Raw genomic sequence first — 15,219 nt, forward strand, 5'->3', positions numbered from 1 at the left:
ATAATCTTTAGTCCACCGCAGCAAAACTTAGCAAAGATGTCTATACCACCTAACAGCATCAAGCACTATCTCCAGTTCAATGACCTGAGCCTGGAGGAGTACGAATATGTGATCGCCCGCGCGGCGGAAATCAAGCGCAAGTTCAAAGCCTACGAGATTTACCATCCCCTGGTCGACCGTACCCTGGTCATGGTGTTCGACAAGAATTCGACCCGTACCCGCCTGTCCTTCGAGGCCGGCATGCACCAGCTGGGCGGCGCTGCGATCTACCTGAATACCCGCGATTCCCAACTGGGCCGCGGCGAGCCGGTGGAAGACGCGGGCCAGGTCATGTCCCGCATGTGCGACATCATCATGGTGCGCACCTTCGGCCAGGACATCATCGAGCGTTTCGCTGCCCATTCGCGCGTGCCGGTGATTAACGGCCTGACCAACGAACACCATCCGTGCCAGGTATTTGCCGATATCTTCACCTATATCGAGCATCGCGGCTCGATCAAGGGCAAGGTGGTGGCCTGGGTGGGCGACGCCAACAATATGCTGTACTCCTGGCTGCAGGCGGCCGAAGTCTTCGGCTTCCACGTCAATGTCTCGACGCCGCACGGCTACGACATGGACATGTCGCTGGTGTCGACCGACCGCTACACCTTCTTCGCCAACCCGTCCGACGCCTGCGAAGGCGCGGACCTGGTCAACACCGACGTCTGGACCTCGATGGGCTACGAAGAAGAAAACGCAGCCCGCCTGAAGGCCTTCGACGGCTGGATCGTCGATTCGGCCAAGATGTCCCGCGCCAAGCCGGACGCCCTGTTCATGCACTGCCTGCCGGCCCACCGCGGCGAAGAAGTGGCCGCTGAAGTCATCGACGGCCCGCAATCCGTGGTCTGGGACGAAGCCGAGAACCGCCTGCACGTGCAGAAGGCACTGATCGAATATCTCTTGCTCGGCAAGATCGACAACGAAAACCCAACTGACTGAGAAAACCATGAGTGACGTAAAAAAAGTAGTCCTCGCCTACTCCGGCGGCCTGGACACCTCCGTGATCCTGAAATGGCTGCAGGATAACTACAACTGCGAGATCGTGACCTTCACCGCCGACCTGGGCCAGGGTGAAGAGCTGGAGCCGGCACGCGCCAAGGCGCTGAAGTTCGGCATCAAGCCTGAAAACATCTTCATCGACGACGTGCGCGAAGAATTCGTGCGCGACTTCGTGTTCCCGATGTTCCGCGCCAACACCGTGTACGAAGGCGAATACCTGCTGGGCACCTCGATCGCACGTCCGCTGATCGCCAAGCGCCTGATCGAGATCGCCAACCAGACCGGCGCCGACGCCATCTCGCACGGCGCCACCGGCAAGGGCAACGACCAGGTTCGTTTCGAGCTGGGCGCCTACGCACTGAAGCCGGGCGTGCGCGTGATCGCACCATGGCGCGAGTGGGACCTGCTGTCGCGCGAAAAGCTGCTGAAATACGCGGAAGACGCCGGCATCGACATCGACATGAAGCACAAGAATGGCGGCGCGCCTTACTCGATGGACGCCAACCTGCTGCACATCTCGTTCGAAGGCCGCCACCTGGAAAACCCGAGTGCCGAAGCCGAGGAATCGATGTGGCGCTGGACGGTCAGCCCGGAAGCGGCACCGGACCAGGCGGAATACCTGGATATCGAATTCGAGAAAGGCGACATCGTGGCCCTGAACGGTACCCGCATGTCCCCTGCCACCGTGCTGACTGAGCTGAACCGCCTGGGCGGCAAGCACGGCATCGGCCGCCTGGACCTGGTGGAGAACCGCTACGTCGGCATGAAGTCGCGCGGCTGCTACGAAACCCCTGGCGGCACCATCATGCTGAAGGCGCACCGCGCCATCGAGTCGATCACCCTGGACCGCGAAGTGGCGCACCTGAAGGACGACCTGATGCCGCGCTACGCTTCGCTGATTTACAACGGCTACTGGTGGGCGCCGGAGCGCGTTGCCCTGCAAACCCTGATCGACCACACCCAGGCAACCGTCAACGGTTGGGTGCGCGTCAAGCTGTACAAGGGCAACGTGATCGTGGTGGCCCGCGATTCGAAGACCGATTCGCTGTTCGACCAGACCATCGCCACCTTCGACGAAGACGGCGGCGCCTACAACCAGGCCGACGCTGGCGGCTTCATCAAGCTGAACGCGCTGCGCATGCGCATCGCCGCCAACGCAAGGAATAAGCGCGGCCAGTAATCACTGATCCCGCTTTATCGATCGGGCCGCACATGCGGCCCGATTTTTTTTTGCCCGCTAGGTGTACTCACGTGCCATGGCGTGATGGCGAAACGCCTCCCGGATGTGGCGCCGCATGGATTCATCATTCCATGGCTTGGTAAAGAAGCGGAACACCGCACCGTGATTGATGGCATCCAGCGCCGATTCCAGTTCGGCATAGCCGGACAACATCAGGCGAACCGTGTCAGGGTACATATCCCTTGCGCGGCCAAGGAATTCCGTCCCGCTCATGCCGGGCATCTTCTGGTCGGAAATAATCACGTGCACGTCATGCAAGGCCAGCAGCTCGAGCGCTTCTTCCGCATTTTCCGCCGTCAGGATGCGATAGCCCTCCCCATACAGCTCGCGTTGCAGTGCGCGCACGATGCTGGCTTCGTCGTCGACGATCAACAGGGTCTTCTGCCCTTCCTCGGCGTCTTGTCCGCCAAGTGCGGCCGGCGCCTCCAGGAAAGCCTCGAAGCCGGCCGCCGGCAAGGGCTTGCTGAGGAAATAGCCCTGCACCAGCTCGCACTCCTGCTTGCGCAGGTATTGCAACTGCGCGTCGGTTTCCACGCCTTCTGCAATCACCGTCAGGCGCAGGTGGTGGGCCAGGCCGATAATCGCATTGCAGATCGCCGCGTCGTCCGGAACGCGGGTGATGTCACGTACAAATGACTGGTCGATTTTCAGGTAATCGACCGGGAAGCGTTTCAAGTAGCTAAGCGAGGAATAACCGGTGCCGAAATCGTCCAGCGAGATCCCGATGCCCAGCGCCTTCAACGAACGCAGGGTTTCGACCGCCGCCTCCACATCGTGCATGATCGCGCTCTCGGTGATTTCCAGGTGCAGCAACCTGGCTTCCAGCCGGTAGCTGGCCAGTATCTCGCCTACCAGTTCCGCCAGCCCGCCGTGGCGAAACTGGCGAGCTGACAGGTTGACTGCGACAGGCGGCACCGGCACCCCGGCATCGAGCCAGCGGCGCAATTGCGCGCACACATCGCGCAGCACCCACTCGCCTAGGGGCAGGATCAGCCCAGTGTCCTCCGCCAAGGGAATGAACTCCGCCGGCGAGATCATGCCCTGGCCTGGGTGCCGCCAGCGCACCAGCGCTTCAGCGCCCTTCACCCCGCCTGTGGCAAGGCTGACCTGCGGCTGGTAATACACTTCGAATTCGCCGTGCTTGAGGGCGTGCCGCAGGTCCGCCTCCATCGCGAAGCGTGCAGCCATGCGCGCATTCATCTCTGGGGCATAGAACCTGAAATTTGAGCTACCCAGGACCTTGGCGTCATACATCGCCAGGTCGGCATTGCGCATCATGGCTTGCGCATCCTCGGCATCGTCCGGGAAGATGCTGATGCCGATCGCGGCAGAGGGAATCAGCTCGTGGCCCTTGACCACCAGGGGATGTGCCAGCGATTCGACAATCTTCCTGGCGACAGCTTCCGCATCGGAGGCCAACTGGATGTTCTTCATGATCACCACGAATTCATCCCCGCCCACGCGCGCCACCGTGTCCGATGCGCGAATTGCGCGTTCCAGCCGCCGTGCCACTTCCACCAGCAATTGGTCGCCGGCGGCATGGCCCAGCGTATCGTTCACGACCTTGAAGCGATTCAGGTCGATGAACATCGTGACCAGTTTGCTGTAGTTGCGCCGGGCATCGTCGACGGACTGCGCGACCCGCGCTTCCAAAGTAAAGCGGTTGGCAAGGCCGGTCAGTGAGTCGAAATTGGCCTGACGCTCCAGTTCCAGTTCGAAGCACTTGCGCTGTACCGACTCGCGCAAACTGGCGATGCCGACAGCCAGGTCACCTGCCAACTGCCGAAGCACCCGCACCTCCTCGGCATCGAACATGGATTCCTGTCCGGCGTAAATCGCCAGCACGCCAAGCATCCGTTCGCGCGCCTGCAACGCCAGGGCAATGCCGTTACCGAATATGACGACCGAGGTGCCTTGCTGCAGCGTTTCCACCACAGCGAGCAGTTGCACGGGATCGATCGAATCCAGGCCTGATCCGGCATATGCTGCCGGCTCGCTCATGTTCGGGAAAACGACCAGCGCCAGCCGGTAGCCGCCGCTATCGGCGATATGGCGGCATAGCGCTTCCAGCAGTTCCGGCTCGTTGGCAGCACGTACCAGGGTTTCATTACATAGCGAGAGCACGCGCAAGGCGCGGTTCAGCCTTTGCAGTTCTTCTTCATTGCGGCGCCGGGCTTGCTCAGCGCCCTGCAGTCCCGCCGCCATGCGGTTCATCGACTGGATCAAGACGCTGAAGTCCCTGCCTGGTTCGGTCAGCAGGCGTGCCGACAGGTCGCCCACTTCGAGGCGACGCGCAAAACCCACGCACGCTTCCAGCGAATCGGTCACATTGCGCAGGATGAAGCTGGCGATGATCACTGCAATCAACGTCGCGACTATGGTCGTGGCCACAAAGGTCAGCATGGTGTCCTGGCCACGCTGGTTCAGGGCGGCGATGGTGGCAAGCTCCTGGTTGTCGGTGTTGGCCCGCAGGCGTTCCAGCATGGGCTCCACCGTGTGCACAGCATTCAGGTAAGCGTTCGAATCGGTTTCGATTTGCTGCGCGACGTCTGCGTACTGGCGGAACAGCGTTCGGTAGGCATCCAGCAGGCCAATTACCCGATTGCGCGAACGCTCCGGCAGCGGGCTTTGGACGATCGAATCCCTCAGTTGCGTGGCGTGATCGCGGAATCTGTTCACATATACGACACTGCCGCGCATGATGAAGTCTTTCTCCGCCCGGCGCAGTTGCAGCAGCTGAATGGTCCAACTGGCCGGCATGCCGCCTGCAAACCGGTCTTCCAGCTCGTGGGCCTGCTGCCGCATTTGCGCTTCCAGGCCGCTGTCGCGCCGCCCCAACTGCTCGTAGCTCTTGACGACACGCAGCAGTCCCTCTTCGTATTCGCCGCAGATCCGTTCGATCATGCTGGCCTGTTCGCGCTCGCCGGCGTTGTCGGTCAGGCTGCGCACCATGCGCATATTGTCGCGCACACCGGCAAGGGATGCCTGCAGCAAAGTCACATAACGCGAGCGCGCTTCTTCATATCCATACTCACGCACCTTGAGCAGGAAGTCTTTTTCATTGCGCCGGGCCTTGAGCATCAGGGCGCTGCTTTGCAGGCTGTATTCGGAAATGCGCCGGTCATGGGCCAGGTAGCGCCTGACGGACTCCAGCGCCTCGCGGTGGCTGATAATCGACACCGCGCCGGCGACCAGCATCAGGGCCGTCAACGCCGAAAAACCGATGAAGAGTTTCGCGCGCAGGCTAAGCAGGTCGAAATAGCGCAGTATCGGCATATCAGTCGAGGTAGGGAACGAAGTCATGGGCGACCACCAGGTCCGATACCTGGGATGATGCCGCAAACTCAATGAATAGCTTGGTCAGGCCTGACGGGGTACCTTTGGTGACCAGGGTCAGTGGCCGGGCAATCGGGTAATCGCCGCTGCGAATGGAACGGCTGGTGGCCGGGATGCCCTCAATCGGCAGCAGCTTCAGGGGTGCGCCCTTCACTGCGTTGCGCTCGGCCTCCCCCACCGACATGTAGAGGATGGCGTTCGGATGCTGGAGGAGCATGCCGATCCGTTCCACGTTGTCGCCGGCAGTCAGTTGGCTCTTCAGGTCCTGGTAGCGCAACTGGAAGTAATGGGTGAACAGTTCCGACGAACTGCGCTTCTCCTCCGATTTGATGACCGCAATCGGCGCTGCCTTGCCTCCGACCTGCTTCCAGTTGTTTATCTTGCCGGTATAGATATCGGCAACCTGCCTGAGCGTGAGGGCGTTTACCGGGTTGGAGCCGTGAATCACCACGGCGACGCCATCGCGGCCAATCGGCAAGGTGTACAAGTCCTTGTCCGCCTCGCCCAAGGCGCGCGAGACCATGCCTATGTTGACGTTGCCGGCTCGGGCATCTTGCAGGCCGCGGCCGGAACCTCCCGCTTCCACGCTGATGTCGACCTGCGGATAGCGCGCGTGGAAGCGTTGCGCGATAGCCGTTACCAGCGGAGCCATGGTGCTGGATCCTGCAATGCGCAACTGGCCAGTCTGGACGTCCCTGCTGTGGACCGGATTCGACTGGGCGCGGGAGCCCGTTACCATGCAAAGCGCCGCCAGTGCGCAGGCCAGAACTGCCGTCCAGGATCTCATCACGCACCTCCAGGGGGACCGAGTTACAGGATATCGTAACAACTCTTGCGGGGCCTGCAAAGGAAGCGGCAGCGGCGAATCAACTTGCAATATGCAGGTTATCACCTGGATTACTTTGCGCCCCCTATGCTTTTTTGCTACATTCGCTTGAAAGTCAACACCGGGAGCCCGTGCATGAATAACTTCAGTATCAAAAACAAGCTGTACCTGGGTTTCGGCACCATAGTCGGCATTATTGTGATCCTGCTGATGCTGGCCTATAACAATTTTGCCAGCCTTACCGACGCCAATCGGTGGGACCGGCACACGATGGAAGTGCTGATCGAACTTGACCGGATCAACAGCGTATCGCTGCAAATCCAGGTCGATACGCGCGGCTATATACTGACCGGCAGCGAGTCGCTGATCGCCAGCGAACGCGAAAATTCGGAACTGCTGAAGCAGCATGTCTTGAAGGCCGTTCAGCTCACGGCCGACAATCCACAGCAGAACGAAAGATTGAAGCGCGCGCAAGCCTTGCTCGCCACCTGGGCCGATGTCAATATCCGCCGCCAGATCGACAAGCGCCGCGCACTGGGCGACACCAAGGGCGCAGCTGAAATCCTGGCCCAGTCCTCGGAACTGAAGGAAGCCGGCGCGATTGTCAGCGGTGCACGGGACCTGCTGGACCAGGCGGCCGACGAAGAGCGCAAGCTGCTGGCCGAACGCAGCACCAAGGCTGTAGACCTGCATTCCAGCCAGAACAACCTGATGATCGGTGGCGGTGCCGCAGTCGTGGTCCTGTCGCTGCTGATCTCCTATACGCTGGCGCGTGCAATCCTGGGGCCCCTGGGCAATCTTACCGCGGCGCTTTCCCGGCTCGGCAGCGGTGAGCAGTCGGTACGCGTTGACGTGACATCAGGCGACGAACTGGGCAAGGTCAGCGAGAACTTCAACAAGATGGCACTTGAACTTCAAACTGCAACGCAGCGCGAAATGGAGCAGACCAACCAGCTTCGCTCTAAAGTCGATTCCCTGCTGGAGGCGGTTTCGCGAGCCGCGGGCGGCGACATGACCGGCAAGATCTCCGTAAGCGGCGAAGATGCCATCGGCCAGCTTGGCGACGGCCTGCAGCGCATGTTCGACAACCTGCGCCAACTGTTGACCAATGTGCAGAAGGCCGGTATCCAGGTCACGACTTCGGCAACCGAGATTGCCGCTTCGGCCAAGCAGCAGGAGGCGACCGGCGTCGAGCAGGCGCAGACCTCCGTTGAAGTGCTCAGCACTACCAAGGAGATCTCTTCGAATACATCGCAGCTCCTCAAGACCATGGAAGATGCGACTGCGGTGGCCGACTACACCACCAGCGCCACTTCCGAAGCGCAAGGCAACCTGCGCCGCATGGACCAGACCATGCAGAATATGGTCAATGCGACCGATTCGATCAATGCCAAGCTGGCGGCCTTGTCGGAAAAGGCTTCCAACATCAACTCCGTGCTGACCACCATCACCAAGGTGGCCGACCAGACCAATATCCTGTCGCTGAATGCCGCCATCGAAGCGGAGAAGGCGGGCGAAGCGGGCCGCGGCTTCTCGGTGGTGGCAACCGAAATCCGCCGCCTGGCCGACCAGACATCGGTGTCGACCTGGGATATCGAGCAGATGTTGAAGGAAATGCAGTCGGCCGTTTCCGCCAGCGTGATGGGCATGGACAAGTTCTCGGAGGAGATCCGCCGCAGCGTGGGCGAGGTGCGCCAGGTGACCGACCAGTTGTCCGGCGTGATGGACCAGGTGCAGAAGTTGGCGCCGCAATTCGACGCCGTGCTGCAAGGCATGCAGGCGCAGGCCGTGGGCGCGCAGCAGATCACCGAGACCATGATGCAGCTTAACGACGCGACCCAGCAGACCGTCGAATCGCTGAAGGCCACCAGCGAAGCCGTGCACCAGCTCCAGTACGCGGCCGGCGACCTGCAATCGAGTGTCTCCACTTTCGCCGTGAACGCATGAAGGTACTGGTCTTCCACATTGGCCCCGACCGCTACGGCCTGCCGCTGCGGCAGGTGCGGCGCGTGCTGCCCTTGCTGGAATTGAAAGGCATTCCGCTGGCGCCGGACAGTGTGGCGGGCCTGTTGAACCTGCACGGTGATCCGATACCGGTGATCGACCTGTCGCGCATCGGCGGCGGGGCGCCATCGCGGCAGCATTTCGACACGCGCATCGTGGTGACCGATTACGCGGCGCCCGATGGCACGGTGCATGCGCTGGGTTTGATGGCCGAGCGCGTGCACGGCGTGCAAGACATATCGCCGCAGGACCTGGCGCCAAGCGGAGTGCGGGGGGCACCGTTCCTGGGCCGGGTGGCAGGCGACGCGAAAGGCATGGTGCAACTGGTCGAGGTCAATGACCTGCTGCCGGCCGAGTTGCGGGCGCGCCTGTTCCCGGCGGAGGCTGCAACAGGATGAACGTACTCTCCACATTGCGCCGCCTGACCGGCATGAACCTGGCCCGCGGCACGGTCGAACAGGCGGTGAAACGGCGCATGGAGACGACTGGCGAAACGGTGCGCAAGTCTTACGCCGACCGGCTTGACGAAGCGGAGCTGCGCGAACTGGTGGAGCTGGTGGTGGTGCCGGAGTCCTGGCTGTTCCGCGACCCGCAGGCGTTTGCAGCGGCGGTCGGGTTTGTTCGCCAGCGGCTCGCCGCAGGCGCCAAAATCGTGCGCATCCTGTCCGTGCCTTGTGCCGGCGGCGAGGAGCCCTATTCGATGGCGATGGCCTTGTGCGATGCCGGGGTAAAGACGCAAGCCTTCGTGATCGATGCCTTGGACATCAGCGCAGCCTGCATTGCGCGCGCCGAAGCAGGCGTATTCGGGCGCAACGCCTTCCGCGGTCAGGAACTGTCTTTCCGTGACCGCTACTTCACCTGGACCGGCGAAGACGAGCAATACCGCATCAACGACGCCCTGCGCTCGCGCATCCGATTCGGGCAGGGCAGTATCCTGGAAGGCGAGCTTGGCACGGCGCAGCAATATGACGTGATTTTCTGCCGCAACCTGCTGATCTACTTCGACGAACCGACGACCGCTGCCGCCATCGAGCGCCTGTCCGCGCACCTGGCCAATGACGGCATGATCCTGGCGGGGTACGCGGAAGTACCGTCCTTCGTCCGCTACGGCTTCTCGCCGCTGCCGCACCGCCAGGCATTCGCCCTGCGCAAGGACATCAAGCGCCCCGGCGCCCCAGCTCGTGCAGCCCTGCCCGTCGGCGCGTCGCGCCCAGGCCAAACGGCCAGCGCCGACCGTGCGCAACGTCCCGCTGCGCCCGCCCCGCGCCAAGGCGGCGCGCCGCGCTCGCCTCATGCCAGCCGCCCCGGCGCCCACGCGCCCGCAACGCCTCCGATGGTCGCCGCCGGCGACGAATCCCTGCTCGCGCACGCGCGCAAGCTGGCCGACGCCGGAAAATTGCTGGAAGCCGATTCCGCCTGCCGCGAATTCCTCGCCCAGCAACCTGAATCGGCCGAGGCGTATTTCATCCTCGGCCTGCTGGCCGAAACTGCCGGCAAGCCTGCCGACGCCGAAATGCACCTGAAACGCTGCCTCTACCTGCAGCCGGACCATTACGAAGCCCTGTGCCACCTGGCCCTGCTGCAAGAGCAAGGCGGCAACAGCAGTGCCGCCGCCACGCTGAAGGCGCGTGCGGCGCGCGTATTCCAGCGCCAGCAGCCACAGTGATAGCCGACGAGAACAATGACTGATCAAATCCAAGACCTGGACGCCTGCTGGAAACGCATCGGTGTTGCCGGCGACCATAGCTGCGAGATCCTCGACAAGGCGGTCCACTGCCGCAACTGCGAGGTGTACGCCGGCGCCGCAGTCCGCAACCTGCAGCGCCCCGTCGGTCCGGGCTATCTGCGCGAATGGGCCGAACACTTCCGCGCTACGCAGGACGAAGGCGCGCGCCACGACAGCTCCTGCGTCGCCTTCCGCATCGGCCGCGAGTGGCTCGCCCTGCCGACCAGCATGTTCCTGCAGATCGCACCGAAAGCCATCCCGCACCGCCTGCCGCACCGCGATGCGCGCGGCTTGCGCGGCGTGGTGAACGCCGGCGGCAAGCTGTATCCCTGCATATCGCTAGCCGAGCTGTTGGGCATCGATGAAGCCGGCGGCGAGGCAAGCACCGGCCGCCATACTTTCGCCCGCATGCTGCTGGTACAGTGGGAAAGCCAGGCCTACGCCCTTCCTGTGGCCGAACTGCACGGCATCATCCGCTACGCCGCCGGCGAACTGAAACCTCCCGCCGCCACCATTAACAAGGGCATCGAGCGTTACCTGGCCGGCGTATTGCCGCACCAGGACATGCAAGTCGGCTGCCTGGACGACAGCCTGCTTGGCTACCAACTCGCGAGGACCTTGCGATGAGCGACAAGAAGGATGACCTGAGCCAGTTTTCCATGCTGGACCTGTTCCGTATGGAAGCCGACAGCCAGACCCAGATCCTGACCGACGGCCTGCTGGCCTTCGAGCGCCGCAACGATCCGGCGGCCGTGGAATCGATGATGCGGGCCGCGCATTCGATCAAGGGGGCCGCCTCAATCGTCGGGCTGGAAATGATCGTGCAGCTTGCGCATGGCATGGAGGACGCGTTCATCGCCGCCCAGGCGGGCAAGCTGAAACTGACGCCGAACCGGGTCGATGCCCTGCTGGCGGCGGTCGACCTGATCGTGCAGTGCTCGCGCGTCAACGGCGACCTCGATGCATGGCTGGCTGCCAATGGCGCACAAGTCAGCAAGACCATGAATGACGTGCAGGGGATTGCTTTCCTGCCGGAGCCGGTGGTGCTGGCATCTTCGTCCGCGACGCCGCCCGCACCTGCGATGGCCGCTGAAATGCCTGCACCGGCACCGGCACCGGCATTGGAACCCGTGTCCGCCGCCAGCCCGTCCATCGATGCGCTGCCGGAAGGCGCGGAGCAGACCATCCCCGGCCGCAGCCTGCCGCCGATGAAAACCGCACAAAATTTCGACCGCCTGCTCGCGCTGGCGAGCGAAGCCCGCATCAACGCCCACCAACTGCATCCGCTGATCCAGGGCATGCAACGCTACAAGCGCAACCAGGCCACCCTGTTCTCGGTACTGGAAGACGTGATGGAAGCGGCCTCCCACACCAGCGACCCGGTGCTGAAGGAAAAAGCCCTGCTGGCGATCCAGAAAAGCCAACCGCTCAAGCAGTTCATGCTGGAGCACATCACCGACATGGAGAATTATGAACGGCGCCTGCTGACCGGTTCCGAGAACATGGTCGACGAAGTGCTGTCCCTGCGCATGCGTCCCTTCCGCGACGGCATCCAGCATTTCCCGCGCATGGTGCGCGACCTGGCGCGCAACCTGGGCAAGGACGTGGTGCTGCAGGTGGAAGGCGAAGACACCCTGGTCGACCGCGACATCCTGCTGCGCATCGAAAGCCCGCTGAACCACATGCTGCGCAATGCCGTCGACCATGGCATGGAAAACGCACACGAACGACTTGCCGCCGGCAAGCCGGCCACCGGCACCATCGTCATGGAAGCGCGCCACCGCGCCGGAATGCTGAATATCGAAATCAACGACGACGGGCGCGGCGTCGATCCGGAAAAGATCCGCCGCACCGTCATCGAACGCAAGATGGCCACCGAGCAGATGGTGGCCGCCATGTCGCACGCAGAGCTGATGGAATTCCTGTTCCTGCCCGCCTTCAGCCTGAAAGGCGGCATTACCGAAATTTCCGGCCGCGGAGTGGGTCTGGACATCGTGCACGACACCATCCGCCAGCAAAACGGCACGGTGCGCATCGAGTCCGAACTGGGCAAGGGCTTCCGCACTTCGATCACCCTGCCGCTGACGCAATCGATCGTGCGCGCCCTGGTGGTGGACGTCAAGGGCGAGGCTTATGCCGTCCCCATCGTCAAGGTGGAACGCGTCCTGATGGTGCCGCAAGACGCCGTGCACACTTTGGAAAACAAGCAGTTCTTCGAGCACGATGGCGAGCATCTTGGCCTGGTGGCAGCCGCCCAGGTGCTGGAACTGGGCGACATGGAGCATGCCGGGGAAATGCCGGTGGTGGTCATCGGCGGCAGCACGCGCCGCTATGCGCTGGTGGTGGACAAGATCCGCGGCGAAGAAAGCCTGGCAGTACAGGCGATCGACCCGATTTTCGGCAAGATGCGCGATATTTCGGCCGCCGCCCTGCTGGACGACGGCGAGCCGGTGCTGATCCTGGACGTGCCCGACCTGTTGCTATCGGTTGAGAAGCTTCTGGAAGAAGGCGGCCTGCATCAACTTACGCGCGCAGACCACGCCGGACGGCGTAGAATGAAACGCATCCTTGTCGTGGACGATTCGCTCACGGTGCGCGAAATGGAGCGTAAATTGCTGGTCGGGCGCGGTTTTGAGGTGGACATCGCGATTGACGGCATCGATGGCTGGAACGTGGTGCGCAGCGGCGACTACGACCTGGTCATCACCGACGTCGACATGCCGCGCATGGATGGCATTGAACTGGTCACCCTGATCAAGAAGGACCTGCACTTGCATAAGCTGCCCGTGATGATCGTCTCCTACAAGGACCGGCCGGAAGATCGCGCACGCGGCCTGGCTGCGGGGGCGGACTATTACCTGACCAAGGGCAGCTTCCACGACGAGACACTGCTCGATGCAGTGTCCGACCTGATAGGCGACGCTTACCGATGAGGATAGGAATTGCCAACGACGTTCCGATGGCGGCCGAAGCGCTGCGGCGCGTGGTCGCCAGCACGCAGGAGCACCAGGTGGCATGGATCGCCCGCACCGGGCTGGAAGCGGTACATAAATGCACCACCGACCGGCCCGACCTGGTCCTGATGGACCTCAATATGCCGGAGCTGGACGGGGTCGAAGCAACGCGCCGCATCATGGAGGAATGCCCCTGCGCCATCCTGGTGGTGACCGGGCGCCCGCAGGACAACGTCAACCAGGTTTTCCGCGCCCTGGGCGCCGGCGCGCTCGACGTGACGGCCACTCCCGTGCTGCAGGGGAAAGAAGGCGGCGACGCCGAACTTCTGCACAAGATCAAGACCATGGACAAGTTGATCCGCCACAGCGGCGGCAGCCAGTCCATGCCGCCGCGCCGCTATGCGACCGTGCCGGAGCCGCGCGAAGCGGCGCTCGATACCCTGGTGGCGATCGGCGCCTCGACCGGCGGCCCGATGGCGGTGGCACGCATCCTCGCCGGCTGGACGCCGCCCCCCAATTGCGCCGTCGTCGTGGTACAACACATCGACGAGAACTTTGCCGACCATTTTGCCAAATGGCTGTCGGAGCAACTGGCCGTGCCGGTGCGTGCAATTGAAAACCGTACCCCACTGCAGGGTGGTATTGTCATGGTCGCCAAAAGCAACGACCATCTGGTGCTGGATGAAAAGTACCAACTGGGTTACGATGCCAACCCGAAGGATTATGCATACCGGCCTTCGGTCGATGTGTTTTTTAACTGCGTGGCACAGCACTGGAAAGGCGACGCAGTCGGCGTACTGCTGACCGGCATGGGGCGCGATGGCGCCGAAGGCATGCTGGCACTGCGCCGCGCGGGCAAGAACACCATTGCCCAGGACCAGGCTAGCTGCGCGGTATATGGCATGCCGCGTGCCGCGATAGAACTGGACGCGGCGCAGACCATCCTGCCTCTCGAAAAGATCGGCCCATTCCTGCGAAGCACGATCGGAGGCAAACTGATTTGAAGGAAAGCGATGCCTGACGTACTCACCTTGAACCTGGAAACCGAACCAAGCCTGACCCACTTCAAGGTGCGCGTGCTGCTGGTTGACGACCAGTTGATCATTGCGGAAGCGGTGCGGCGCATGCTGGCCGACCAGGACGATATCGAATTCCACTTCATCACCGACGCGCGTGAAGCCATTTCCTGCGCCAACTCGCTGCAGCCCACCGTGATCCTGCAAGACCTGGTAATGCCGGAAGTGGACGGCTTTGAACTGATCCGCCGTTTCCGTGCGGAGGAAATGCTGGCGCATGTGCCGATCATCGTGCTGTCGGCACGCGAAGATCCCAAACTGAAGGCGCACGGCTTTGCCGTCGGCGCCAACGACTACCTGGTGAAGCTGCCCGACAAGCTGGAATTGCTGGCACGCGTGCGCCACCACTCGAACGCCCACATCCACCGCCTGCAGCGCGACCAGGCCTTCCGCTTCCTGCGCGAGAGCCAGCAAAAGCTGGCGGCGGCCAATGTGGAGCTGCAAAAGCTGGCTGCGCTCGACCCGCTGACCGGCATTTCCAACCGCCGCCGCTTCGACGAAACCCTGGTACTGGAATGGCAGCGCGGAAAGCGCGACAAGACGCCCTTGTCGCTGCTGATGGTGGACGTCGACTATTTCAAGCAATACAACGACAGCTATGGCCACCCGGCCGGCGACCTGGCGCTGAAGAAGGTGGCGGCCGTGATGACCGAGAACCTGAAGCGCCCGGCCGACCTGGTCACGCGCTACGGCGGCGAGGAATTCGCCATCATCTTGCCGGAAACCGACAACGCCGGCGCCATGAACGTGGCCAGCGCCTGCCTGCGCCAGCTGGAGAAGCTGGAGATCGAGAATGCCAACGCCCTGCCCTATGGCGTGCTGACCATGTCGATTGGGGTGCGCACCGTCGTGCCGAGCAAGGAATCGTCGTGGAGCGAGTTGGTAGGGGCAGCCGACCGCGCCCTCTACGCCGCCAAGGCCGCCGGCCGCAACCGCGTCGTCAATGCAGAATGAAAGTCGGGGTCAGCTCCGGCAATCGGACATAAATTTCGCAAGCGAAATTTATGTCCGATTGCCGG

General features: G+C 62.6%; 11 protein-coding genes. 9 read left to right on the forward strand and 2 right to left on the reverse strand.

Annotated elements, in window-relative coordinates:
• The first annotated feature begins 36 nt into the window (after positions 1 to 36).
• Both argF and ASD58_RS22835 read left to right on the forward strand, forming a co-directional pair.
• The gene (gene argF, locus ASD58_RS22830; RefSeq protein WP_057263503.1) at positions 37 to 978 is read left to right on the forward strand and encodes an ornithine carbamoyltransferase; all 942 of its coding nucleotides are present in this window, start codon (positions 37 to 39) and stop codon (positions 976 to 978) included.
• A 7-nt stretch (positions 979 to 985) separates the two neighbouring features.
• Positions 986 to 2,218, forward strand: a complete 1,233-nt coding sequence (locus ASD58_RS22835; RefSeq protein ID WP_057263504.1) for an argininosuccinate synthase — start codon at positions 986 to 988, stop codon at positions 2,216 to 2,218.
• A gap of 57 nt (positions 2,219 to 2,275) precedes the next feature.
• Here ASD58_RS22835 and ASD58_RS22840 read toward each other — a convergent pair whose 3' ends face one another.
• Both ASD58_RS22840 and ASD58_RS22845 read right to left on the reverse strand, forming a co-directional pair.
• Entirely contained in the window at positions 2,276 to 5,581 is a 3,306-nt protein-coding gene (locus ASD58_RS22840) for an EAL domain-containing protein (protein WP_082565617.1), read from the reverse strand.
• The gene (locus ASD58_RS22845) at positions 5,556 to 6,401 is read right to left on the reverse strand and encodes a phosphate ABC transporter substrate-binding protein (protein WP_057263506.1); all 846 of its coding nucleotides are present in this window, start codon (positions 6,399 to 6,401) and stop codon (positions 5,556 to 5,558) included. The genes ASD58_RS22840 and ASD58_RS22845 overlap by 26 nt, the downstream gene beginning before the upstream one ends.
• Positions 6,402 to 6,575: 174 nt before the next feature.
• Here ASD58_RS22845 and ASD58_RS22850 point away from each other — a divergent pair, with 174 nt between their 5' ends.
• From ASD58_RS22850 to ASD58_RS22880, 7 genes are read left to right on the forward strand one after another with little or no spacing between them, the layout of a single operon-like run.
• Complete coding sequence (locus tag ASD58_RS22850) at positions 6,576 to 8,387, forward strand: methyl-accepting chemotaxis protein (RefSeq protein WP_057263507.1); 1,812 nt, start codon at positions 6,576 to 6,578, stop codon at positions 8,385 to 8,387.
• Complete coding sequence (locus ASD58_RS22855; RefSeq protein ID WP_057263508.1) at positions 8,384 to 8,842, forward strand: chemotaxis protein CheW; 459 nt, start codon at positions 8,384 to 8,386, stop codon at positions 8,840 to 8,842. The genes ASD58_RS22850 and ASD58_RS22855 overlap by 4 nt, the downstream gene beginning before the upstream one ends.
• Positions 8,839 to 10,110: a protein-glutamate O-methyltransferase CheR gene (locus ASD58_RS22860; protein ID WP_057263509.1), complete on the forward strand. Its 1,272-nt coding sequence runs from the start codon at positions 8,839 to 8,841 to the stop codon at positions 10,108 to 10,110. Before ASD58_RS22855 ends, ASD58_RS22860 begins: the two co-directional genes overlap by 4 nt.
• Positions 10,111 to 10,125: 15 nt before the next feature.
• Complete coding sequence (locus ASD58_RS22865) at positions 10,126 to 10,797, forward strand: chemotaxis protein CheW (RefSeq protein WP_057263510.1); 672 nt, start codon at positions 10,126 to 10,128, stop codon at positions 10,795 to 10,797.
• Entirely contained in the window at positions 10,794 to 13,103 is a 2,310-nt protein-coding gene (locus tag ASD58_RS22870) for a hybrid sensor histidine kinase/response regulator (protein ID WP_057263511.1), read from the forward strand. The genes ASD58_RS22865 and ASD58_RS22870 overlap by 4 nt, the downstream gene beginning before the upstream one ends.
• Positions 13,100 to 14,128: a chemotaxis-specific protein-glutamate methyltransferase CheB gene (cheB, locus tag ASD58_RS22875; protein WP_057263512.1), complete on the forward strand. Its 1,029-nt coding sequence runs from the start codon at positions 13,100 to 13,102 to the stop codon at positions 14,126 to 14,128. Before ASD58_RS22870 ends, cheB begins: the two co-directional genes overlap by 4 nt.
• Positions 14,129 to 14,137: 9 nt before the next feature.
• Positions 14,138 to 15,154 carry a diguanylate cyclase gene (locus ASD58_RS22880; RefSeq protein ID WP_057263513.1) on the forward strand — a complete coding sequence of 339 codons (1,017 nt, stop codon included), beginning with the start codon at positions 14,138 to 14,140 and terminating at the stop codon, positions 15,152 to 15,154.
• The last annotated feature ends 65 nt before the right edge of the window (positions 15,155 to 15,219 follow it).

The sequence above is a fragment of the Duganella sp. Root1480D1 genome, assembly GCF_001427305.1.
Lineage (GTDB): Bacteria > Pseudomonadota > Gammaproteobacteria > Burkholderiales > Burkholderiaceae_D > Rugamonas.

Bases quoted from the DNA above. Each gene is read 5' to 3' on its own strand.
- ASD58_RS22855 (WP_057263508.1), top strand. From the start codon at position 8,384: ATGAAGGTACTGGTCTTCCACATTGGCCCCGACCGCTACGGCCTGCCG.
- ASD58_RS22850 (WP_057263507.1), top strand. From the start codon at position 6,576: ATGAATAACTTCAGTATCAAAAACAAGCTGTACCTGGGTTTCGGCACC.
- ASD58_RS22880 (WP_057263513.1), top strand. From the start codon at position 14,138: ATGCCTGACGTACTCACCTTGAACCTGGAAACCGAACCAAGCCTGACC.
- ASD58_RS22845 (WP_057263506.1), bottom strand. From the start codon at position 6,401: ATGAGATCCTGGACGGCAGTTCTGGCCTGCGCACTGGCGGCGCTTTGC.
- ASD58_RS22840 (WP_082565617.1), bottom strand. From the start codon at position 5,581: ATGACTTCGTTCCCTACCTCGACTGATATGCCGATACTGCGCTATTTC.
- cheB (WP_057263512.1), top strand. From the start codon at position 13,100: ATGAGGATAGGAATTGCCAACGACGTTCCGATGGCGGCCGAAGCGCTG.
- ASD58_RS22860 (WP_057263509.1), top strand. From the start codon at position 8,839: ATGAACGTACTCTCCACATTGCGCCGCCTGACCGGCATGAACCTGGCC.
- ASD58_RS22870 (WP_057263511.1), top strand. From the start codon at position 10,794: ATGAGCGACAAGAAGGATGACCTGAGCCAGTTTTCCATGCTGGACCTG.
- ASD58_RS22865 (WP_057263510.1), top strand. From the start codon at position 10,126: ATGACTGATCAAATCCAAGACCTGGACGCCTGCTGGAAACGCATCGGT.
- argF (WP_057263503.1), top strand. From the start codon at position 37: ATGTCTATACCACCTAACAGCATCAAGCACTATCTCCAGTTCAATGAC.
- ASD58_RS22835 (WP_057263504.1), top strand. From the start codon at position 986: ATGAGTGACGTAAAAAAAGTAGTCCTCGCCTACTCCGGCGGCCTGGAC.